Genomic DNA, 20,792 nt, shown 5'->3' on the forward strand with positions numbered 1-20,792 from the left:
CGATTATAGCGCGTATCGGCCTCGGCATTGCCAAACCCCCCGGCAAATAATGACTTTAATGAGAAACATTGTCATTTGGCGCGCAATTTCCGGTAGATGGGGGCGATTGCGCTAAAATTCACTGCCAAGCTGGCAACGCTATTGACTTTGAGCGCGCCGATTGCGCTTTAGTTTTCACTTAATAGTGTGGTTTGTTCTAAAATAACGCTTCTATGCTGGCCGGGAATCCCCGGCGTCTCCCTACAAGCCCCTCGTGCCACGAAGAGATCTGAGTCTATGTCGAAGAAATTAACTGCCGCTGCCGCAGCGCCGGCCTCGTTTGAAGAGGCGATGGCGGAACTGGCGCAGCTGGTAACGCAAATGGAAGCGGGCCAGTTGCCGCTGGAAGCATCGGTCGCGGCCTACCAGCGCGGCTCGGAACTGGTCAAGTATTGCGCTACCCAGCTCGACAGTGTCGAAGCGCAGGTGAAAGTACTCGAAGGCGACATGTTGAAACCGTTCGTGGATGCCGGCGAGGCCGCTCAATGATGGCCAGCGTGCAACAAGACGGCGTGACCTTCGGCGACTGGATGCAAGCGACCCAGTCCGGCGTGGAAGCTCGGCTCGACCAGTTCCTGCCGGCGGCGGACGTCGTGCCGCACAAGCTGCACGCGGCCATGCGCTATGCGCTGCTCGGTGGCGGCAAGCGCGTGCGTCCGCTGCTGGTGATGGCGGCTGGCGAATTGTTTGATGCCGATCAAGATACCCTCGCGCGCGCCGCTTGCGCGCTGGAAATGATTCACGTGTATTCGCTCGTGCATGACGACATGCCGTGCATGGATGATGATGCCTTGCGCCGTGGCAAACCCACCGTGCACATCGCCTACGATGAAGCGACGGCCCTGCTGGTCGGCGACGCCCTGCAATCGCAGGCCTTCATGCTGCTGGCCGAAGGCGCGGCCATTCCGCCGGCGCGGCAAATGGCCATGGTGCGCCTGCTGGCACAGGCTTCCGGGTCTAGCGGCATGTGCGGCGGCCAGGCGATCGACCTCGACAGCGTCGGCCTGGCCTTGACCTTGCCGCAGCTGGAACAGATGCATCAACTGAAAACGGGCGCCTTGCTGCGCGCGGCCGTGATTCTCGGCGCGCTGGCCGGCAAGGACTTGACACCCGACGACATGACGGCGCTGAACGCGTATGCGCGCGCCGTCGGGCTGGCGTTCCAGGTGGTCGACGACGTGCTCGACGCCACGGCCGATTCGGCCACCCTGGGCAAGACGGCAGGCAAGGATGCGGCCGCCAACAAGCCCACTTACGTATCGATACTGGGGCTGGAACCATCGAGAGCCCTGGCAGAACAATTGCGGTGCGACGCCCATGCGGCGCTGGCGCCATTCGGGGACAAGGCACGCCGTCTGCGCGAGCTGGCAGACCTGGTCGTGCAGCGGAAGGCATAAATGAAACTGTTAGAAACCATCAATGAACCAGCGCAAGTGCGCAAGCTGGCCCGCTCGCAACTGGTGCCGCTGGCGCAGGAATTGCGCGGCTTCCTGCTCGATTCCGTTTCCAAGACGGGCGGCCACCTGTCGTCCAACCTGGGCACGGTCGAGCTGACCGTCGCGCTGCATTACGTGTTCAACACGCCGCACGACCGCATCGTGTGGGACGTGGGCCACCAGACCTATTCGCACAAGATCCTCACGGGCCGCCGCGAGCGCATGCACACCCTGCGCCAGAAGGATGGCATTTCCGGCTTCCCGAAACGCGACGAGAGCGAATACGACACCTTCGGCACGGCGCATTCGTCGACGTCGATCTCGGCCGCGCTGGGCATGGCCCAGGCCGCCAAGATCAAGGGCGACCCGCTGCACGCGATCGCCGTGATCGGCGACGGCTCGATGACGGCCGGCATGGCCTTCGAGGCGATGAACAATGCGGGCGTGCAAGAAGACGTCAACCTGCTGGTGATCCTGAACGACAACGACATGTCGATCTCGCCGCCCGTCGGCGCGCTGAACCGTCACCTGGCGCGCTTGATGTCGGGCCAGTTCTATGCGGCCGCGAAAAATGTCGGCAAGTCCGTCTTGCCCGGCCCCGTGCTGGAGCTGGCGAAGCGCTTTGAAGAGCATGCCAAAGGCATGGTCGTGCCCGCCACCATGTTCGAGGAATTCGGTTTTAACTATATCGGCCCCATCGATGGCCACGACCTCGATTCGCTGATCCCGACTTTGCAAAACATCAAGCAACTGAAGGGCCCGCAATTCCTGCACGTGGTCACCAAGAAGGGGCAAGGTTACAAGCTGGCCGAGGCGGAGCCGATCCTGTACCACGGCACGGGCAAGTTCAATCCGGCGGAAGGCATCAAGCCGGCCACGGCGCCGGCCAAGATGACGTACACGGAAGTGTTCGGCAACTGGCTGTGCGACATGGCCGCGCATGACAAGCGCCTGGTGGGCATCACGCCGGCCATGCGCGAAGGTTCGGGCATGGTCAAGTTCGAACAGCAATTCCCGAACCGCTATTTCGACGTCGGCATCGCCGAGCAGCATTCCGTGACCTTTGGCGCGGGCCTGGCTTGCGAAGGCTTGAAACCCGTCGTGGCCATCTATTCCACGTTTCTGCAGCGCGCCTACGATCAATTGATCCACGATGTGGCCCTGCAAAACCTGGACGTGACGTTTGCGCTGGACCGCGCCGGCCTCGTGGGCGCCGATGGCGCCACGCACGCGGGCAATTACGACATGGCGTTCCTGCGCTGCATCCCGAACATGGTCGTCATGGCCGCGTCGGACGAAAACGAATGCCGCCAGATGCTCACCACGGGTTACCACTATCCGGGCCCGGCCGCCATCCGCTATCCGCGCGGCGCCGGCGCCGGCGCGGCCATCGTGCCGGAACTGACCAGCATTGAAATCGGCAAGGGCGAGATCAAGCGCCACGGCAAGCGCATCGCCATCCTGGCCTTCGGCTCGATGGTGGCGCCGAGCGTGGCGGCGGGCGATAAGCTCGACGCGACGGTCGCCAACATGCGCTTCGTCAAGCCGCTCGACGTGGCGCTGGTGAAGCAGCTTGCTCTTGATCACGATTATCTGGTGACGGTGGAAGAGGGCTGCATCATGGGCGGCGCCGGTTCGGCCGTGGCCGAAGCGCTGGCGGCGGAAGGGATCGTCAAGCCGATTTTGATGCTGGGCTTGCCCGACGTCTTTATCGACCATGGCGACCCCGTGCAGTTGCTGAAAAGCGTGGGTCTCGATGCCACCGGCATCGCCGCGTCGATCGAGCAGCGTTTTGGCGGCACGCAGCCGCGCCTGGCCGCCGTCAGCTAAGTTTGCCTGCATATTGAAAAGCGGCACTGCGGTGCCGCTTTTTTTTGGCTCTGTCATCGGCAAGTAGGGGAAATGCCGGAATCTTCCTGTGACCGTGCTGTCTGACTCTGCATACCCACCCTGCAGGAGCAGATCATGCGGCCAGCCGAATGGATCACCTTGATTGCGCAGTTTGCTCAGTTGAGCCAGCGTCAGCGGCAAGCAAGCATTGCCCTGCTGTGTGGCAGCGCGCCACACGACGCGACCGTCGCGCTGCTGGAAAGTGTGGCCCAACCGCGATTGGCCTGTCCCGCCTGCCATTCAGACCACTTGCACCGGCATGGCCATGCGCACGGCCTGCAGCGCTACCGCTGCGTGTCCTGCGGCCGCACCTTCAATGCCTTGACGGGCACGCCGCTGGCCCGCTTGCGCCACAAGGCGCTGTGGCTCGATTATGCCGATTCCCTGCTGGCATCGGATTCCGTGCGCAAGGCGGCGTTACAGCTGGGCGTACACCGCAACACGACGTTCCGCTGGCGCCACCGGTTTTTGTCGTTGGCAAAGACGGACAGACCGCATGGTCTGCATGGCATTGCCGAAGCCGACGAGTTATATCTGCTGGAATCGGAAAAGGGATCCAAAAACATGACGCGTCCGGCGCGCCGCCGGGGCGGCCATGCCCACAAGCGCGGCATTTCCAATGAACAGGTCTGCATCCTGGTGGCACGCGACCGCACGGGGCAGACGCTCGATTTTGTCACGGGAAAAGGGGCATTGACGAAAGCGCAGCTGCATCATTGCTTGTTACCCGTTATCGACAAGGACGTGCTGCTGGTGACTGATGGCCATGCCGCCTACCGGGCCTTTGCGAGGGAAGCGGGCATCAGCCACCAGGCCGTCAACTTGCGCGCCGGCATCCGCGTGCAGGGCGCCGCCCATGTGCAGAACGTCAATGCCTATCACAGCCGTTTGCGGCAATGGCTGGGTCCGTTTCATGGCGTGGCGACGCGCTACCTGCCGAACTACCTGGGATGGCGCTGGATACTCGACGCCAGGCGTATCCGCTCACCGGAAACGTTATTGAAAGCAACGCTGGGCGCATTCCCACATTTGACGGTGACATAGCCTTTTTTTTCGTTCGCAGGAATTTTACGCTGCACTGCAGCATTTTCTGCCGGGGAATGCTACGATGACGCTTTGATACCTTCTCAAAGTCCAACTTGCACTTCAGGAAACTTCACCGCCGTACGCGCGCACTGGCCGGCCGCTGGCTGACGGGCATGCACGCCTATACCGACAAGCTGGCGCAGCGCCGTCCCCTGTGGATGGTCAGCCTGGCCATCGATGAAACGAATCTGTCCGAGGGACTGCGGGCCGCTTGCGCCTCGAGCGCCATGCTGCTGCTGGGCCTGCTGTTCGACCACCCCGATTTTTCCTGGGCCGCCATCGGCGCCTTCTGGACCTGCCTGGCCGACGCGGCTGGCACGCGGCGCATGCGCTTCGTCTCGATGGTGGGCTTCGGCTTGCTGTCAACGGTCGCTGGCGGCCTGACGGCGCTGGCGGCCGGGCATGGCGTGGCGGCGGCGGCCATTGCCGTGCTGCTGTTTTCCTGGGCCGGCGCGTTGGCGCGCATCTGGGGCGCGGCCACGGCGCAGGTGGCCATCCTGGCGGCCACGGCCTGCGTGGTGATGGTCACGCATCCGTTGGAATCGATGACGCAGACGGCGCCTTTCCTGGGCCTGTACATGTTCGGCTGCCTGTTCGCCACCGTGCTCAGTTTTACCGTCTGGCGCATCCACCCGTTCAGCCCGGCCAGACGCGCCATCCGTGCCGCGTATTCGCGCCTGGCCGGCATCGCGCGCGACAATGCGCGCTTCCTCGAACATGGCGCCGCGCAGGCGGGTGTTGCCGCGCATGGCGCCAGCTACCGCTCGCAGGCGCGCGCCGCGCTGGAAGCGGCGCGGGTGGCGCTGGCCGCCGTGCCCCCGGCGCGCGCGGGACGCAGCGCCTTGTACGATAATCTGCTGCTGGCGCTCAGCGATGCCGAGCGCATCTTCGCCTATCTGATCGCCGTCACGCATACGTGCGAGCGCGAGCAGCAGCGCCTGCGCCAGGACCCGCGCGCGCGGCGCAGCCTGGAAGTGATGGCCGTGCTGCTGCGCCGCCTGGGGCAAGCCGTGCAGCGCCAGCCGGCAACGCCGCCGCTGGCATTGCAGCGCCGCCTGGCGGGCTGCGGACGGCGCCTGGAAGCGGCGCTGGGCGCCTTGCTGCCCTTGCGCCTGAACGTGGATTTCATGGAACTGGGCTTGCCGCGCGCGGCGCAGCTGCCGTGGCGCGAGGCCGCTTTCCTGGCGCTGGGGCAGGCCTGGCAAACGGCGAAAGTCAACGCCACGCCGCAGTCGCTGAGCTGGCGCCATGCGGCGCGCGTGTCGCTGGCGACGACGGCCGGCTTCCTGCTGGTCGAGGCCTTGCATATTCCGTTCGGCTACTGGGCCACGATGGCGACCTTGCTGATACTGCAGCCGTCCGTGTCGACCACCTGGCCGCGCGGCATCGAACGGGTCGCGGGCAGCGTGCTGGGCGCCGTGCTGGCCGTGCTGATCGGCCTGGCCATTTACACACCGCTGGGCATCTCGCTGGTGGTGTTTCCCTTGATCGTTGCCACCATGGCCTTGCGCCGTGTCAGCTACAGCCTGCACGTGCTGTTCATGACGCCCGCCTTCGTGCTGGTGGCCGACTATGCGGCGCCGGCCAGCGAGATGGTGTATGCCATGAGCCGCCTCGGCAACAATGTGCTCGGCTGCGTGCTGGCCTTGCTGGCCACGTTTTTCCTGTGGCCGGACCGCGAGGCGGACGACCTGGATCAACGCCTGGCGCAAGCCGTGTCGGCCAACCTGAAATACTTGCTGGCCGTGCTGGCCGCCGGTGGTAAATGGGACAGCGCCATCGCGCGCCTGCGCCGCGAGGCGGGGCTGGCCAGCAATAACGCGGAACAGGTGCTGCAGCGCTTGCGCATCGAGCGCCGCCTGGACCGCAGCAGTGGCGTGGGCCTGGCGGCGCTGCGCACCTTGCCGCTGCTGCGCCGCGTGGCAGGCAGCACGGCGCGCATCAGCCTGAGTCCCCAGGCCGAGCCGGCGCCGCCGGCATTGCAACGGTGGATTGCCGAGGTCAGCGGGGAAATCGATGCGCTGCTGCGCGGTGAAGCCACTGCCGGCGCGCCTGGCCCGTGTCTTGCCGACAGCCTGACGCCGCTGCAAGCCGATGCCGTGGCCCAGGTGCAGCTGCTGCGCGGCTTGCTGCGCGAGCATGTGCTGGCGCAAGCGCAGCCAGGTGGCGTGGCGTCAGGCGCCTGAATGACAAAGCAGGCGTGGTGAGGATGCAACAAGACGGCTGAAATTTTTACCCATGTCAAAAAAACGGCCGAGTCTTGATTTTCCTGCATTGTAAATGCAAATGGTAATCGTTATCATTTGTGACTGGCAGCATGAGAAGGCGACACTGGCGACGCGAGTGAAGGACGGCATCATGAGACTGCCGCCTTCTCATCCGCAGTTGCAAGGTTTCCATGTCTTCCATTCTTACCGTGCGCCAGTCCGTGTTGGCCATCAGCCTGGCCTTTGGCGCCAGCGCCGTCACGCCATGTGTTTTTGCCGCCGACACCGACAGCGAAGAATCCACGCCGCAAGTGCTGCCCGAAGTGCGTTTGCAGGCCGAGCGCGAATCCGTGGGCGAACAGCGCCTGGACAAGCGCCAGATCGAAGCCATGAATGGAATCGACGGCAATATCACCAGTTTGTTGCGTATCAATCCCAGCGTGCAATTCGATAACAAGCAGCAAGCCTCCGCCACCCAGGGCGAGCTGGCGCCAGCCGACATCAGCATCAATGGCGCCAAGTTCTACGACAATCTGTACCAGATGGATGGCATGTCGCTCAACAACGATATCGGCCCGGGCAGCAACAATCCTGCCAATCTCACCACGCCGCCGTCGGCCAGCCAGGGCTTTGCAGTCGATACCAGTCTGCTGTGCGATGTGACGGTGCTCGACTCGAACATCGGCGCCGAATATGGCCGTTTCAAGGGCGGCGTCGTCAATGCCAATACCTGCGCGCCCGCGCGCAAGCTGGCCGGCCAGGTGTCGGTCGAAAGCACGCGCTCGGCGTGGATGAAGTACAAACTCAGCGACGCGCAGCGGGAAAGCGCTGCCAACTCGGCCACGGCCGACTTGCAGCCGGAATTCGAGAAATGGACGTACCGCGCCGCGCTGCAGGGCAAGGTGACGGAGAATTTCAGCCTGATCGGCAGCTTCATCCGCAAGACCTCGGAAATTCCGCTGAATGGTTACGGCAACGGCCTGCAGAGCGCAAGCGACGCCAATCGCAAGGTGCAGCGGCGCGGCAGCGACAACGCCTTTGTGCGCGGTTTCTGGAGCATCAGCCCCGGCGTGCTGGCCGATTTTTCTCTCATGCATGCACCGTCAGACGGCGACTATTTCATCGCCAATGCGAAGAACAGCACGTATCATTTGAAAAGCGGCGGCAATGGCCTCAACCTGGGCCTGACCCACCCGATAGCGCTGTTGGGCAACGCCACGGCGGAACACCGTTTGAGCTGGAACAGGATGGACAGCTCGCGCGATGCCGATGCCACCGTCTGGAAAGGCTGGCGCTATTCGAGCAACAAGAACTGGGGCGTCAAGACGGGCACGGGCGCGACGGGCTGGTCCAGCAACGAGGGCGGCTATGGCGACGTTGACCAGGAGCAGGAAAGCGCCCAGTATCAAGGCAAGCTGAAGTGGGAGTCGTTCGCCCTGCTGGGCGCCACGCACACCTTCCAGGCGGGTCTGGAACTGGGCACCCAGCATTCGAGTTACCAGCGCAACACCACGTACGAACAGTACACGGCGTCGGTCAATACCAGCACCTGCAATATGGTGGGCGGCGTCGATACGCAATACTGTTCCCTGGCGACGCCCTGGAACGCGGCCTCAAATGTGCGCGGCCAATACCTGTCGTCGCGCGTCATTTATTACGCGGGCGGCTATGAGCTGAGCAACAAGACGCGCGGTGCCTTTTTGCAGGACGATATCCGGGCCGGCAATGTGCGCCTGCGCCTGGGCGCGCGTTACGACAGCGACGACCTGTCGCCCAAGTCGAGCATCGCGCCGCGCCTGTCGGCGTTCTGGGACGTGGCGGGCAAGGGCACGACGCAGGTCGAAGTGGGCGCCAACCGCTACTATGGCCGCAATTTCTTCGATTTTTATGCCAACTCGAAGCGCCTGGCACTGCAGACGAAGGCGCAGACGCGCACCCTGTCGGGCGGCCTGCTGAAAGACTGGGCCGCGCCCGAGATGGCCACCAACTGGACCTGGTACCAGCTGGGCGACATGAAAACGCCGTACACGGATGAAAAAATGCTGGGCGTCAGCCATCTTTGGGGCGGCGTGAAGTGGAGCGCCAAGCGCGTGCTGCGCGAGGGGCGCGACGAAATCGTGCAGCACCTGGAATCGGCCGCCCATTATTATTGGGATAATATTGGCAGCACCGACAGCAAGGTGTGGACGCTGGCGGCCGAAACGGCGCGTCCGCTGCGCTGGGGCGGCAGCAGCACGCAGGTGCAGTTCGCCTATGACCACACGCGCACCCGTTCGTCGCACGCCAGCTACGATGACACTCTGAGCAATCTCGCCGGCGAACTCGATGACTACATCTATTACCAGGGCAAGTTTGTGCGCTGGATCGACCGCCCGGCGAATAATTACAACCGGCCCTGGACGGCGCGCCTGCTGCTGTCGACGGACGTGCCTGCCTACCGCCTGAAAGTGGATAATTTCTTCCGCGTGCGGGGTCCGGAAACGGGCATGGTGACAACGGGCGAATCGCTGATGTTCGACGGTGGCGTGGCGACGGTTTTCAAGGACATCACGGTGGGCAAGTCCATCAGCTGGGACATGCGCGTGCAATATGCATTGCCGAAAACGGGCCCGGGCGAAGGATTCGTCAACCTGGGCATTGAAAACCTCACCAACCGCACCAACCCGCTGTATCAGTCCGCTACCGCGCTGGTGTATGAAAAAGGCCGCCAGTTCACGCTGGAACTCGGTTACCGCTTCTGATGACAACGACCATGACGGCAGGCGCATGAGCATCGCATCCCACCTGAAAAAAACCACCTTCGCCGTGGCCGCCTTGCTGGTGGGCGGCGCGGGCCTGATGATAAGCATGGATGGCCGCGCCAGCGATGCCGTGCCCGCCAGCGTGGCCTGCGCGGCGGACAAGGGCTGGGACATGGCGTGCCTGCGGCAGACGTACGCGCAGCCCATCGCCAGCTGGCCCCGGCCGCAGGTGGCTGATGGCGTCACGCCGCAGGAAATGGCACCCGTCTCGGCCATGCCCGCACCGCAGGTGGCGCCGGCCGTGGCGTCGCTGGGGCAGCGCCTGTTCAACGATCCACGCTTGTCGCGCTCGAACGCGGTGGCTTGCATCAGCTGCCACAGTCCGGCCCACAGCTTTGCCGACAGCAAGCGTACCTCCGTCGGCCACGAAGGACGACTGGGACAGCGCAATGCGCCTGGCTTGCTGGGCGTGGGCCAGCTCAAGCCGCTGTTCTGGGACGGCCGCGCGGCCACCCTCGAAGAGCAGGCGCTGGGCCCCTTGCAGCATCCGGACGAGATGGCCATGGACGTGCCAGCCCTGGCGGCCAAGCTGGCCAAACTGGACGATTACCCGGCGCAGTTCGACGCCGCCTTTGGCGAGGGGGCCGGCGTGACCCTGCCGCGCATCCTGACGGCGCTGGCCGACTACCAGCGCACGGTGCTGCCGCCCGTCACGCGCTTCGATACTTTCCTGGAGGGCCGGCGCACGGACTTGAACGACCGCGAACTGCTGGGTCTGCATCTGTTCCGCACCAAGGCGCGCTGCATGACGTGCCACAGCAGCGCCATGCTGACGGACCAGCAATTTCACAACCTGGGACTGACGTATTACGGGCGCAAGAAATATGAAGACCTGGGACGCTACCTGGTGACGGGCAAGGATGAGGACGTGGGCAAGTTCCGCACGCCCGGCTTGCGCGGCGTGGCACAATCGGGGCCGTGGATGCACAATGGCCTGTTCCCGCAGATGGTGGGCTTGCTGAACATGTACAACGCGGGCATGTCGCGCCCCGTGCCGCGCAACGCCGAACAGGCGGCCGATCCGAAGTTTCCCGTTACCTCGCCCTTGCTGCAGCAATTGCAGCTGACATCCGAGGAAATCATCGCGCTGAAGAGTTTTCTCGAAGTGCTGTAGCCGCTCGGCCGGTTGCGCCCGCAACCGGCCTTTTCCTGCATGCGGCGCCGATATTGTATAGACGTTTGACGCCTGCCAATCTCTCCAAATTCCACATTTCACGGGCTTTCCCGATATATTTTCCTAACTGGAAATTTATCGAAAGGAAACGTTGACTCTAAAATAAGTGCGGTCTATATTCGTTTTCGTAGCAAGCAAAGACGAAATCTGTATGGATTTTTTACGACTGATCTGACGCGATTGCCGGCTTTGCCTGATGCCATCGCCAACATGGAGAGTAGTAAATGAAAAAGATTGCCGCGTTTATTTTTACCTTGGGACTGAGCGCTTCCTATGCCATCGCTTCCGATATCGACTGCTATAGCTGCGAGGAGGAACTGCGGGAATGCAAGATGATGTATGGCGACAGATCCCCATTGTGCAGCAACAATTACAAAGCCTGCCTGAGAGCCTGCCAAACCGGCGCCTGATAGCTGTTTTTGCATTGCGAGGCGGCCGGCAAGCGCATGCTGCACCGGTCGCCCTCGATTCTTGACGCCTCTGACAATACTTATGATGCAGAAAAAAATTAAAACCATCGCCATGTATGGCTTGATACTGGCCGCCGGCCTGGGCAGCGGTTATGGCCTGTCCCTGTTGCCCGGCTTGCTCAAGTCGAATTACACAGAGGGCAATTACGCCGCGTATTTCCCGAACGCCCAGACGAAAGTGGTGCTGTACGGCACGGACTGGTGCGGCTATTGCGCCAAGACGCGCGCGTACTTCAAGGAGAACAAGATCGATTTCGTCGATCTTGATATCGAAAAATCCCCGGAAGCACGAAAAGCCCATGAAGCACTCGGTGGCGGCGGCGTGCCCGTGGTGTTGATCGGCAACCGCAAGATCCAGGGTTTCAATACGGGCGCGCTGGAAGCGGCGCTGAAGAAAATCTGACGTTTCAATTGTTAACTTGAAAGGCTGACCATGTTCAAAAAGATTGCCGCGTTCCTGTTTGCCGCCGGCGCCGCGCTGTCCTTCAGTGCCCAGGCCTTTGGCCCTGACTGCACCTTTGTCTGCGAACGCAACCTGCTCGATTGCGTGGAATTCGGCCAGCCGGCCTGCATGGAAAATTATCAGGCTTGCCAGAAGGAATGCCTGCATCCACCGCGTCCTTGACGCGGAGACAATACCAGCTTATCGATGGCGCGTAAGAGACGGCGCGCCATGGCTGTTGCTCATCGTCTGTCAATTCAACAGGAGTGCTTATGTTCAAAAAACTGGGTTTCTTTTTGTTTGCCATGGGCGTCAGCGCCTCGTATGCGATCGCTGGCGGCGGCGATTTGGAATGCTATCTCACCTGCGATGACAATCTGGAGCAGTGCATGATTAAAAATCCGATGTCGCCAGGTATCTGCAATAAGGCATACATGCTGTGCAATGACCGCTGCGCTCCAGACTTGCCGTAAATTACCGGCCTGCCAGTATCCTGGAAGGTCTGGCTGAATCACCTCATCCGTCCGCAGTCCCTCGTTTCTACAAAGGAGTACTTATGTTCAAAAAGCTGGGTTTCTTTTTGTTTGCCATGGGCGTCAGCGCCTCGTATGCGATCGCCGGCGGCGGCGAGCCGGAATGCTATGCGCAGTGTGACGACGATCTGGTGCAGTGCATGACGGATCATCCGACCGCACCAGGCGCGTGCACCAAGATTCACCGGATGTGCACTAAAAGCTGCGATCCATACTTGCCGTAAATGATGATTGCCGGCTGGCCAGTACGCTGGCCAGGCCGGCATAGGCCGCTTTAACCCCGCGTGCGGTCATGCCGCCACAGCACGTCGCTGCCGCCGGCAAAGCGGTTGAGCACGCGCGACAGCACGAACAGCAGGTCGGACAGGCGGTTCACGTACTGGCGCGGATGTTCGTGCAGGGCTTCCGCATTGGCCAGCGCGACGATGCTGCGCTCGGCGCGGCGGCACACGGTGCGGCATACATGCGCGAGCGAGGCGGCGCGCGAGCCGGCCGGCAGGATGAATTCGGAGAGCGCCGGCAAGTCCGCATTGTATTTCGCCAGCAGGTCGTCGAGGCGCAGCACGTGCTCTTCCTTGATCAGCTGGTAGCCGGGGATGCAGATTTCGCCGCCCAGGTCGAACAGGTCGTGCTGGATGGCCACCAGCTCGTCGCGCAAGGCGTCGGGCATGGCTTCGCACAGCAGCAATCCCAGATTCGAATTGAGTTCGTCCACGTCGCCCATGGCGTGGATGCGGGCGCTGTCCTTGCTGGTGCGGCTGCCGTCGCCCAGGCCGGTGCTGCCATTGTCGCCCGTGCGCGTGGCGATTTTCGAAAGTCGGTTGCCCATGATGTCGATCCTGTAAAGAAGAATGGGGGCAGCATACGACACCGCGCGCCGCCTGGCCCCGCATTTGCCCGCCATTGTGACAAAAAATGCGCTGCACGCCACGTTTGTGCTTACAATCGTTGCACGCCCATGCTCATTTGTCCTCCATCTTATGCTCAATACCGCTCCTGAATCCGGATTGACCGCCGCGCGCCAGCAAGCCGTCGTCGCTGCCCTGCTGGCCGTGCTGCCGGCACGCTGCGTGCTGTCCGACGCCGAAGATACGCGCCCGTATGAATGCGATGGCCTGGCCGCCTACCGCCAGCTGCCGATGGTGGTGACCCTGCCGGACACGGAAGAACAGGTCATCGCCATCCTCGGCGTCTGCCGCGAGTTGAAGGTGCCGATCGTGCCGCGCGGGGCCGGCACGGGCCTGTCGGGCGGCGCCTTGCCGATCGCCGATGGCGTGGTGCTGTCGACGGCGCGTTTGAACCGCATCGTGCGCGTCGATGCGTATGCGCGCATCGCCGTGGTGCAGCCGGGCGTGCGCAACCTGGCCATTTCCGAAGCGGCGGCGCAATATGCCTTGTATTACGCGCCCGATCCATCCTCGCAGATCGCCTGCAGCATCGGCGGCAACGTGGCGGAAAACTCGGGCGGCGTGCATTGCCTGAAATACGGCTTGACCGTGCACAACGTGCTGCGCGTGCGCGTCGTCACCATCGCTGGCGACGTGCTGGAACTGGGCGGCGAATGCCTCGACGCTCCGGGCCTCGACCTGCTGGCCGTCTTCATCGGCTCCGAAGGCATGCTCGGCATCGTCACGGAAGTGACGGTGAAACTGATACCGAAGCCGGCCACGGCCAGAGTCATCATGGCCTCGTTCGACGACGTCGTCACGGGCGGCAACGCCGTGGCCAACGTGATCGCCGCCGGCATCATCCCGGCCGGGCTGGAAATGATGGACCAGACGTCGTCGCGCATGGTCGAGCCGTTCGTCAAGGCTGGCTACGACATCGACGCGGCCGCCATTTTGCTGTGCGAAGCGGATGGCACGCACGAGGAAGTGGAAGAGGAAATCGCGCGCATGACGGCCGTGCTGGAAGGGGCGGGCGCCAGCGCGATTGCCGTGTCGCAGTCGGAAGCGGAGCGCATGAAATTCTGGTCCGGCCGCAAGAACGCCTTTCCCGCCGCCGGGCGCATTTCGCCCGATTACTACTGCATGGACGGCACCATCCCGCGCAAGAAACTGGCGGAAGTGCTGACGGGTATCGCCGCCATGGAAACAACGCATGGCTTGCGCTGCGCCAACGTGTTCCACGCTGGAGACGGCAATCTGCACCCATTGATCCTGTTCGACGCCAACATGCCCGGCGAATTCGAGCGCGCAGAAGCGTTCGGCGCCGACATCCTGGCCCTGTGCGTGGCCGTGGGCGGCACCATCACGGGCGAGCATGGCGTGGGCATGGAAAAGATCAATTCCATGTGCGTGCAATTTACGCGCGCCGAACTCGATGCCTTCTTCGCCGTCAAGCGCGCCTTCGATCCCCATGCTTTGCTGAACCCGGACAAGGCGATCCCCACCTTGAACCGCTGCGCCGAATTCGGCAAGATGCATGTGACGGCGGGGCGTTTGCCGTTCGCCAACCTGCCCCGTTTTTAATCTGCCGGAGACTCTTTTGCAAGCAATCGTGGAACAATTCAGGCAGCAGATCCTGGCGGCCAGCGCGGCGGGCAGCCCCTTGCGCCTGCGCGGCGGCGGTTCGAAAGACTGGTATGGCCAGCAGCTGACAGGCGAGGTGCTCGATACGCGCGCGTATGCGGGCATCATCGACTATGAACCGACGGAGCTGGTGATCACGGCCCGCTGCGGCACGCCGCTGCTGGAAATCGAGGCGGCGCTGGCCGCGCACAACCAGATGCTGGCGTTCGAGCCGCCGCACTTCGGCCCCGGCGCCACGGTGGGCGGCGTCGTCGCCAGCGCCTTGTCCGGCCCGCGCCGGGCCAGCGCGGGGGCCTTGCGTGATTTCGTGCTGGGCGCCGTGCTGATGGATGGCCATGGCGAACGCCTGGCCTTTGGCGGGCAAGTCATGAAGAACGTGGCCGGCTACGATGTTTCACGCCTGCTGGCGGGGTCCCTGGGCACCCTGGGCCTGATCCTGGAAGTGTCGCTGAAGGTGCTGCCCTTGCCGCTGCGCGAAGCGACGCTCCGCGTGGCCTGCGCGGAAATCGCCGCCTTGCGCATGCTCAATGAGTGGGCGGGCAAGCCGCTGCCGATATCGGCCAGCTGCTGGCACGATGGCGTGTTGACGGTGCGCCTGTCCGGCGCCGAGGCGGCTGTCTCGGCGGCCCAGCAATCGCTGGGAGGCGAAGTGCTGACGCACGATGACGCGGCCGCCTTCTGGCTGGCCGTGCGCGAGCAAACGCACGCATTCTTCGCGGGCGCGGGCAGCCTGTGGCGCTTGTCTCTGCCGCCGCACGCCAGCGCCATGATTTTAAAGGGGCGCCAGCTGATCGAGTGGGGCGGGGCGCAGCGCTGGCTCAAGCTCGATGGCGACGCCGATGCGGCCAGCAGCGCGCAGATTCGCCAGGCCGTGGCGGCCGCCGGCGGCCACGCCACGCTGTTTCGCGGCGGCGACAAGGCCGTGGGTGTGTTCCACCCGCTGGCGCCCGCTATCGCCACCATCCACCAGCGCCTGCGGCAGGCTTTCGACCCGGCCGGCATCTTCAACCCGCACAGAATGGATTGAGCGCATGCAAACCAATCTCGCCGATTTCATCAAGAATACGCCGGCAGGCGACGAAGCCGAAGCCATTTTGCGCGCCTGCGTGCATTGCGGCTTTTGCACGGCCACCTGTCCCACTTACCAATTGCTGGGCGACGAACTCGATGGCCCGCGCGGACGCATTTACCTGATCAAACAAGTGCTCGAAGGCGCGCCCGTCACGGCCAAGACGCAGACGCACCTGGACCGCTGCCTGACCTGCCGCAACTGCGAGTCGACCTGTCCGTCCGGGGTGCAGTACGGGCGCCTGGTCGACATCGGCCGCAACGTCGTCGAGCAGCGCGTGCAGCGCCCCTTGCGCGAACGCGCGCTGCGCTTCGCCCTGAAGGAAGCCTTGCCGCGCCGCTGGCTGTTTACGCCTGTTTACAAGGCGGGGCAGGCGCTGCGCCCGCTGCTCTCGAAAAGCTTGCAGGATAAATTGCGTCCGGGCGCGCAAGCGGGGGCATGGCCGACGCGCCAGCATGCGCGCAGCATGCTGCTGCTGGACGGCTGCGTGCAGCCGGCCATGTCGCCGAACATCAACGCGGCCACGGCGCGCGTGTTTGACGCGCTGGGCGTGCAATTGATCGTCGCGCCCAAGGCCGGCTGCTGCGGCGCGCTGCGCCATCACTTGAATGACCAGGACGCGGCGCTGGACGACATGCGCCGCAATATCGACGCCTGGTGGCCTTACGTAGACAGCGTGGACAGCGCCGAAGCCATCGTCATGACGGCCTCCGGCTGCGGCGCCACCGTCAAGGAGTATGGCCATCTGCTGGCGCACGATGCGCAGTATGCGGAGAAGGCGCGGCGCATCGCGGCACTGACGCGCGATCTGTCCGAGATCATGCCGGCGTTTGAAAACGAGCTGGCGGCGCTGCTGAAAGGACGCATCGGGAAAAGGGTGGCATATCACCCGCCATGCACCCTGCAGCACGGCCAGCAGGTGCGCGGCAAGGTGGAGCAGGTCTTGCGCGCCGTCGGCGTCGACGTGCGCCTGTGCGCCGACAGCCATCTGTGCTGCGGTTCGGCGGGCACGTATTCGATACTGCAGCCGGCACTGTCGCAGCAGCTGCGCGACAACAAGGTGGCGAATCTGGAAGCGTGCGAGCCGGAGATGATCGTGTCGGCCAATATCGGCTGCCTGAGCCACCTGCAGTCAGGCACGGAGACGCCCGTGCGGCACTGGATCGAGCTGATCGACTCCGCCTTGACGCCTAAATAGGCGCTTCGCTGTACTGCGCAATGCGCCATTGGGGCGCCGGCACGAAGTTCGCAGCCCACTCCAGCACGGCGTCGGCCGGCATGGGGCGGGCGATGCCGTAGCCTTGCGCCAGGTCGCAGCCCAGCTGGATCAGGCGCGCGCCATGCTCGACGCTTTCCACGCCTTCGGCGATCACCGTCAAGCTGAAGGAACGGGCCAGGCCGATGACGGCGCGCACCAGGTGCAGGTCGTCGCGGTCGTTGAGCATGTTGCGCACGAAGCTCTGGTCGATCTTGACGATATTCGCCGGCAGGCGTTTTAAATATGACATCGACGAGTAGCCGGTGCCGAAATCGTCGAGCGCGAAGGTGATGCCCAGCGCCTGGCAGGCGCGGATGATGCGGCGCACGTCTTCGATGTCGTGCAGCGCCGACGATTCGAGGATTTCCAGTTCCAGCATGCTGGCGCGCACGCCGGGAAATTCGCCGAGGATGGTTTCCAGGCGCGAGACAAAGTCGGCTTGCTGGAAGTGGCGTGCCGCGATGTTCACGCTGACTACCCAGTGCTTGCCGCAAGCCACCCAGCGCTGCATCTGCCACAGGGCCTGGCGCAGCACCCATTCGCCGATGTCGATGATCAAATCCGTCTGCTCCACCAGCGGCAGGAATTGCGCAGGCGACAGCACGCCGCGGCGCGGATGCTGCCAGCGCAGCAGCGCTTCCATGCCCACCACCGTGCCAGCGCGCATGTTCACCTTGGGCTGGTAGTACAGCCGCAGTTCGCCGTTGATCAGGGCGTGGCGCACTTCCGTGCGCTGGTTGTGGTGCGTGCGCACTTCCTCGTCGAGGTTGGTGTCGAAGAAGTGGTACTGGTTGCGCCCCGTCAGTTTCGCCTGGTAGACGGCGTGGTCGGCGTGGCGCAGCAGGCTTTCCGTATTCAGGTCCTTGCCCGCGTAGACGGCGATGCCGGCGCTGGCCGTCACGTGCAGCGCCTGCTGGTCGCACTGGTAGGGGCGGCTCAGTTCCTGCATCAATTGCGTGATGTTCTGTTCGATGCTGGCGATGCTGGCCTGGCCGCACAGCAGCATGACGAATTCATCGCCGCCCAGGCGCGCCGCGTAATGGATCTGGCCCGTAAAGGCGTGCAGGCGGCCGGCCACCTGCTTGAGGATTTCATCGCCGGCCTCGGCGCCGTAGCGGTCGTTGATGGCCTGGAAGTGGTCGAGGTCGAACAGGCAGACGGCCAGCAGGCGCTGGCGTTCGCGCGCGAGGAACAGTTCCTGCTCGAAGCGGGCGGCCAGCGCGGCACGGTTGGGCAAACCCGTCAGCACGTCATTGTAGTTTTGCCACGACAGCTTTTGCAGCGCTTGCTGCATGTGCACGGTTTCGTTCAGCTGTTCGCCCAGCTGGCGCTGGCTGGTTTTCAGCGAAGTCAGCAGTCCTTCGATATCGCCGGCCATGCCGTTGAACGACTGCGACACGGCTTGCGCCTCGGGCGTGGCGCCAGCCGCCAGGCGCACGGCGAAATTGCCATCACGAAAATGGTCGGTCGCTTGCACGAAGCGCGCCAGCAGCTTGCGGTGCGACGCCAGGATCAAGCCCAGCAGGAGGAAGACGAGGACGATATTGATGCTGCTGAGGACGGCCTGCTCGAGCACCCTTTGCCACACCTGCGCCAGGGGCCGGCCGGGCGTGTAGTGCAGGTCGAGGATGCCGTCGCCGCCGTCCGGCAGCGCCACCGTCAGGCGGCTGCGGATGGCCGCCATGCCCGCCAGGCGCGCAAACCACGCCGGCACGCCGTCGGCCGGTGTGTCGCCTGGCTTGTTGTCGGCCAGCACTTCGACATGCGCGCCAGCCGTATCCCAGCGCGCGGAAACGAGGCTGCGGTTCAGCGGCAGGGCGCTGCGCAGCGCCTGCCGCACGCTGTCGTGCGTCGCATGCCGGTCCGTGTGCACGGCCAGCGGCAGCACGCTATTGGCCAGGAACAGGTCGAGTTGCCGGGCGTCGCTCTGGTAGCGCGCATTGGCCAGCGCCGTTTCCGTACCCAGCAGGGCGTGATAGCGAACGGCGGAAACGGCGAGTATCAGGAAGGTAATAGGGATGAAGAGGCGGGGATAACTGCCCATCCGCATCCAAGAAGATAATATTTTCCCAAAGACTGGCATCGTTTTATGATCGATATCTGCGAATAATTATGTAAACATTATCACCGATATTTGCTATTTGAAACACAATATTGATATCAAGCATGAAATAAATGCAGTTTTATGGATTTCACATGATTGTTGTCTTAAATCAAAGTAATCCGTTTTTACTCCTGTAGCAATTGCCGTATGTCGGCCGCTAGACTGGCCGGTTTGCTGGCCGTCGCATAGCGGCGAAATACGCTGCCATCCTTGCGCACCAAAAACTTGGTGAAATTCCATTTGATCGATTGCGTGCCCAATATGCCGGGCGCCGCCTGTTTTAATTGCGCAAACAGGGGATGGGTCTGCGCGCCATTCACGTCGACCTTGGCAAACAGGGGAAAGGTGACGCCGAAGTTTTTCTCGCAAAAGGCGCCAATTTCCCCGTTCGATCCCGGTTCCTGCTGACGGAATTGATTGCAGGGAAAACCCAGCACGACCAGGCCCTGCTCGTGAAATGCGCGGTACAGCGTTTCGAGCCCCTGGTATTGCGGCGTGAAACCGCAGGCGCTGGCCGTGTTGACGATCAGCAATACCTTGCCTTTGTAGCGCGCCAGGTCGACCGGCGTGCCGTCCAGTGCCTCGGCCTGGAAATCGTGGATGCTGGTCATGTCAGAGGAGTCCCAGTTTGGTGGCGCCCGCTTGCGGGGCGGATTCCGGCGCCGTGGCGCCCTTGAGTTTGATCGTCAGGCGCAGGTCGTTGACGGAGTCCGCATTGCGCAGCGCGTCTTCATAGCTGATGGCGCCCGCTTCGTGCAGGTCGAACAGGGCCTGGTCGAAGGTCTGCATGCCATGCTCGCGCGATTTTTTCATCAATTCCTTGATCTCGTGCACCTGGCCCTTGAAGATCAGGTCGCTCATCAGCGGCGAATTGAGCAGGATTTCCAGCGCCGCCTTGCGTCCGCCGCCGTCCTTGCCGGGGATCAGGCGCTGCGAAATCATGCCCTTCAAATTGAGCGACAGGTCCATCAGCAACTGCTGGCGCCGCTCTTCGGGGAAGAAATTGATGATGCGGTCCAGCGCCTGGTTGGCGTTGTTCGCGTGCAAGGTCGCCAGGCACAGATGGCCCGTCTCGGCAAACGCGATGGCGTGGTCCATCGTCTCCCGGTCGCGGATTTCTCCGATCTGTATCACGTCAGGCGCCTGGCGCAGGGTGTTTTTCAGGGCCGTGCCCCAGTCGTCCGTATCGACGCCCACTTCGCGCTGGGTAACGATGCAGTTGCCGTGCGGATGGATGAATTCCACCGGGTCTTCGATGGTGATGATGTGGCCATGGCTGTGCGCGTTGCGGTGGCCCACCATGGCCGCCAGGGTGGTCGACTTGCCGCAGCCCGTGGCGCCCACCATGATGACGAGGCCGCGCTTGCTCATCACCACGTCTTGCAGGATGGCGGGCAAACCGAGCCCATCGAGGGTGGGGATGGCGGTATTGATCAATCGCAAGACCATGCCTGCCTGGCCCATTTGCACGAAGGCGGACACGCGGAAGCGCCCGAGTCCGTCCGGGCTGATGGCGAAATTGGCTTCGCGGCTGGATTCGAACTCGGCCGCCTGGCGTTCGTTCATGACGGCACGCACGTAGCCGGCCGCTTGCTGCGCATCGAGTGCGTCGCCCGCCAGCGGCGTCAGTTTGCCGTCGAGCTTGATGGCGGCAGGAAAGCCGGCCGTGATGAACAGGTCCGAGCCGCCCCGTGCGCGCATCTGCGCCAGCAGCGCGTGAATGGCGCCATAGTGTTCGTGCGTCGTCTGCAT

19 protein-coding genes are annotated in these 20,792 nt (G+C 63.3%); 15 read left to right on the forward strand and 4 right to left on the reverse strand.

The genetic code is table 11. From position 1 onward, the window contains the following. Window positions 1-276 precede the first annotated feature (276 nt). From HWE17_RS05290 to HWE17_RS05345, 12 genes are all read left to right on the forward strand, one after another. Window positions 277-528: an exodeoxyribonuclease VII small subunit gene (locus tag HWE17_RS05290; RefSeq protein WP_046683420.1), complete on the forward strand. Its 252-nt coding sequence runs from the start codon at window positions 277-279 to the stop codon at window positions 526-528. Continuing rightward, on the forward strand, window positions 525-1,436 hold the full coding sequence (locus HWE17_RS05295) for a polyprenyl synthetase family protein (protein WP_255206123.1): 912 nt from the start codon (window positions 525-527) through the stop codon (window positions 1,434-1,436). The genes HWE17_RS05290 and HWE17_RS05295 overlap by 4 nt, the downstream gene beginning before the upstream one ends. After that, window positions 1,437-3,305, forward strand: coding sequence for a 1-deoxy-D-xylulose-5-phosphate synthase (gene dxs / locus HWE17_RS05300; RefSeq protein WP_176388061.1), 1,869 nt, complete (start codon window positions 1,437-1,439; stop codon window positions 3,303-3,305). A 135-nt stretch (window positions 3,306-3,440) separates the two neighbouring features. Further along, window positions 3,441-4,409 (forward strand): IS1595 family transposase, encoded by a 969-nt coding sequence (locus tag HWE17_RS05305; protein ID WP_176388062.1) that lies wholly within the window; start codon window positions 3,441-3,443, stop codon window positions 4,407-4,409. A gap of 155 nt (window positions 4,410-4,564) precedes the next feature. Further along, the gene (locus tag HWE17_RS05310; protein WP_176388063.1) at window positions 4,565-6,637 is read left to right on the forward strand and encodes an FUSC family protein; all 2,073 of its coding nucleotides are present in this window, start codon (window positions 4,565-4,567) and stop codon (window positions 6,635-6,637) included. Between the two features lie 212 nt (window positions 6,638-6,849). Then, a complete protein-coding gene (locus HWE17_RS05315) occupies window positions 6,850-9,399 on the forward strand; it encodes a TonB-dependent receptor plug domain-containing protein (protein ID WP_176388064.1) in 2,550 nt (849 codons plus the stop codon). A gap of 25 nt (window positions 9,400-9,424) precedes the next feature. After that, complete coding sequence (locus tag HWE17_RS05320) at window positions 9,425-10,573, forward strand: cytochrome-c peroxidase (protein WP_255206124.1); 1,149 nt, start codon at window positions 9,425-9,427, stop codon at window positions 10,571-10,573. 284 nt (window positions 10,574-10,857) lie between these two features. Then, a complete protein-coding gene (locus tag HWE17_RS05325) occupies window positions 10,858-11,043 on the forward strand; it encodes a hypothetical protein (protein WP_176388065.1) in 186 nt (61 codons plus the stop codon). 82 nt (window positions 11,044-11,125) lie between these two features. Then, entirely contained in the window at window positions 11,126-11,506 is a 381-nt protein-coding gene (locus tag HWE17_RS05330; protein WP_255206125.1) for a glutaredoxin family protein, read from the forward strand. A gap of 30 nt (window positions 11,507-11,536) precedes the next feature. After that, window positions 11,537-11,728, forward strand: a complete 192-nt coding sequence (locus tag HWE17_RS05335; protein ID WP_176388066.1) for a hypothetical protein — start codon at window positions 11,537-11,539, stop codon at window positions 11,726-11,728. Window positions 11,729-11,817: 89 nt separating this feature from the next. Then, a complete protein-coding gene (locus tag HWE17_RS05340) occupies window positions 11,818-12,018 on the forward strand; it encodes a hypothetical protein (protein WP_035824671.1) in 201 nt (66 codons plus the stop codon). A gap of 83 nt (window positions 12,019-12,101) precedes the next feature. Then, window positions 12,102-12,302, forward strand: a complete 201-nt coding sequence (locus HWE17_RS05345; RefSeq protein WP_176388067.1) for a hypothetical protein — start codon at window positions 12,102-12,104, stop codon at window positions 12,300-12,302. A gap of 50 nt (window positions 12,303-12,352) precedes the next feature. On the opposite strand, the gene HWE17_RS05350 is transcribed toward HWE17_RS05345, so the two are convergent. Then, window positions 12,353-12,907 carry a cob(I)yrinic acid a,c-diamide adenosyltransferase gene (locus HWE17_RS05350; protein WP_176388068.1) on the reverse strand — a complete coding sequence of 185 codons (555 nt, stop codon included), beginning with the start codon at window positions 12,905-12,907 and terminating at the stop codon, window positions 12,353-12,355. A 151-nt stretch (window positions 12,908-13,058) separates the two neighbouring features. Between HWE17_RS05350 and HWE17_RS05355 the strand changes: the two genes are divergently transcribed. The 3 genes from HWE17_RS05355 to glcF are packed head-to-tail and all read left to right on the forward strand — an operon-like array spanning window position 13,059 to window position 16,876. Beyond that, the gene (locus tag HWE17_RS05355; protein ID WP_176388069.1) at window positions 13,059-14,549 is read left to right on the forward strand and encodes an FAD-linked oxidase C-terminal domain-containing protein; all 1,491 of its coding nucleotides are present in this window, start codon (window positions 13,059-13,061) and stop codon (window positions 14,547-14,549) included. Window positions 14,550-14,565: 16 nt separating this feature from the next. After that, window positions 14,566-15,636 (forward strand): glycolate oxidase subunit GlcE, encoded by a 1,071-nt coding sequence (gene glcE, locus HWE17_RS05360; protein WP_176388070.1) that lies wholly within the window; start codon window positions 14,566-14,568, stop codon window positions 15,634-15,636. A 4-nt stretch (window positions 15,637-15,640) separates the two neighbouring features. Next, on the forward strand, window positions 15,641-16,876 hold the full coding sequence (gene glcF / locus HWE17_RS05365) for a glycolate oxidase subunit GlcF (RefSeq protein WP_176388071.1): 1,236 nt from the start codon (window positions 15,641-15,643) through the stop codon (window positions 16,874-16,876). Here glcF and HWE17_RS05370 read toward each other — a convergent pair. The 3 genes from HWE17_RS05370 to HWE17_RS05380 form a co-directional block, all read right to left on the reverse strand. Further along, complete coding sequence (locus HWE17_RS05370) at window positions 16,869-18,980, reverse strand: bifunctional diguanylate cyclase/phosphodiesterase (protein ID WP_176388072.1); 2,112 nt, start codon at window positions 18,978-18,980, stop codon at window positions 16,869-16,871. The two genes, glcF and HWE17_RS05370, sit on opposite strands and share 8 nt — an antisense overlap. A gap of 185 nt (window positions 18,981-19,165) precedes the next feature. Next, entirely contained in the window at window positions 19,166-19,651 is a 486-nt protein-coding gene (locus HWE17_RS05375) for a glutathione peroxidase (RefSeq protein WP_176388073.1), read from the reverse strand. 1 nt (window position 19,652) lies between these two features. Continuing rightward, window positions 19,653-20,792, reverse strand: a complete 1,140-nt coding sequence (locus tag HWE17_RS05380; RefSeq protein ID WP_176388074.1) for a PilT/PilU family type 4a pilus ATPase — start codon at window positions 20,790-20,792, stop codon at window positions 19,653-19,655.

It is taken from the genome of Janthinobacterium sp. BJB401, from assembly GCF_013372745.1.
In the GTDB taxonomy this organism is placed as follows: Bacteria; Pseudomonadota; Gammaproteobacteria; order Burkholderiales; family Burkholderiaceae_D; genus Janthinobacterium; species Janthinobacterium rivuli.

Coding starts and splice junctions, on each gene's coding strand:
- HWE17_RS05290 (WP_046683420.1), top strand. CDS start 277: ATGTCGAAGAAATTAACTGCCGCTGCCGCAGCGCCGGCCTCGTTTGAA.
- HWE17_RS05295 (WP_255206123.1), top strand. CDS start 525: ATGATGGCCAGCGTGCAACAAGACGGCGTGACCTTCGGCGACTGGATG.
- dxs (WP_176388061.1), top strand. CDS start 1,437: ATGAAACTGTTAGAAACCATCAATGAACCAGCGCAAGTGCGCAAGCTG.
- HWE17_RS05305 (WP_176388062.1), top strand. CDS start 3,441: ATGCGGCCAGCCGAATGGATCACCTTGATTGCGCAGTTTGCTCAGTTG.
- HWE17_RS05310 (WP_176388063.1), top strand. CDS start 4,565: ATGCACGCCTATACCGACAAGCTGGCGCAGCGCCGTCCCCTGTGGATG.
- HWE17_RS05315 (WP_176388064.1), top strand. CDS start 6,850: ATGTCTTCCATTCTTACCGTGCGCCAGTCCGTGTTGGCCATCAGCCTG.
- HWE17_RS05320 (WP_255206124.1), top strand. CDS start 9,425: ATGAGCATCGCATCCCACCTGAAAAAAACCACCTTCGCCGTGGCCGCC.
- HWE17_RS05325 (WP_176388065.1), top strand. CDS start 10,858: ATGAAAAAGATTGCCGCGTTTATTTTTACCTTGGGACTGAGCGCTTCC.
- HWE17_RS05330 (WP_255206125.1), top strand. CDS start 11,126: ATGATGCAGAAAAAAATTAAAACCATCGCCATGTATGGCTTGATACTG.
- HWE17_RS05335 (WP_176388066.1), top strand. CDS start 11,537: ATGTTCAAAAAGATTGCCGCGTTCCTGTTTGCCGCCGGCGCCGCGCTG.
- HWE17_RS05340 (WP_035824671.1), top strand. CDS start 11,818: ATGTTCAAAAAACTGGGTTTCTTTTTGTTTGCCATGGGCGTCAGCGCC.
- HWE17_RS05345 (WP_176388067.1), top strand. CDS start 12,102: ATGTTCAAAAAGCTGGGTTTCTTTTTGTTTGCCATGGGCGTCAGCGCC.
- HWE17_RS05350 (WP_176388068.1), bottom strand. CDS start 12,907: ATGGGCAACCGACTTTCGAAAATCGCCACGCGCACGGGCGACAATGGC.
- HWE17_RS05355 (WP_176388069.1), top strand. CDS start 13,059: ATGCTCAATACCGCTCCTGAATCCGGATTGACCGCCGCGCGCCAGCAA.
- glcF (WP_176388071.1), top strand. CDS start 15,641: ATGCAAACCAATCTCGCCGATTTCATCAAGAATACGCCGGCAGGCGAC.
- HWE17_RS05370 (WP_176388072.1), bottom strand. CDS start 18,980: ATGGGCAGTTATCCCCGCCTCTTCATCCCTATTACCTTCCTGATACTC.
- HWE17_RS05375 (WP_176388073.1), bottom strand. CDS start 19,651: ATGACCAGCATCCACGATTTCCAGGCCGAGGCACTGGACGGCACGCCG.
- HWE17_RS05380 (WP_176388074.1), bottom strand. CDS start 20,792: ATGCAGACGACGCACGAACACTATGGCGCCATTCACGCGCTGCTGGCG.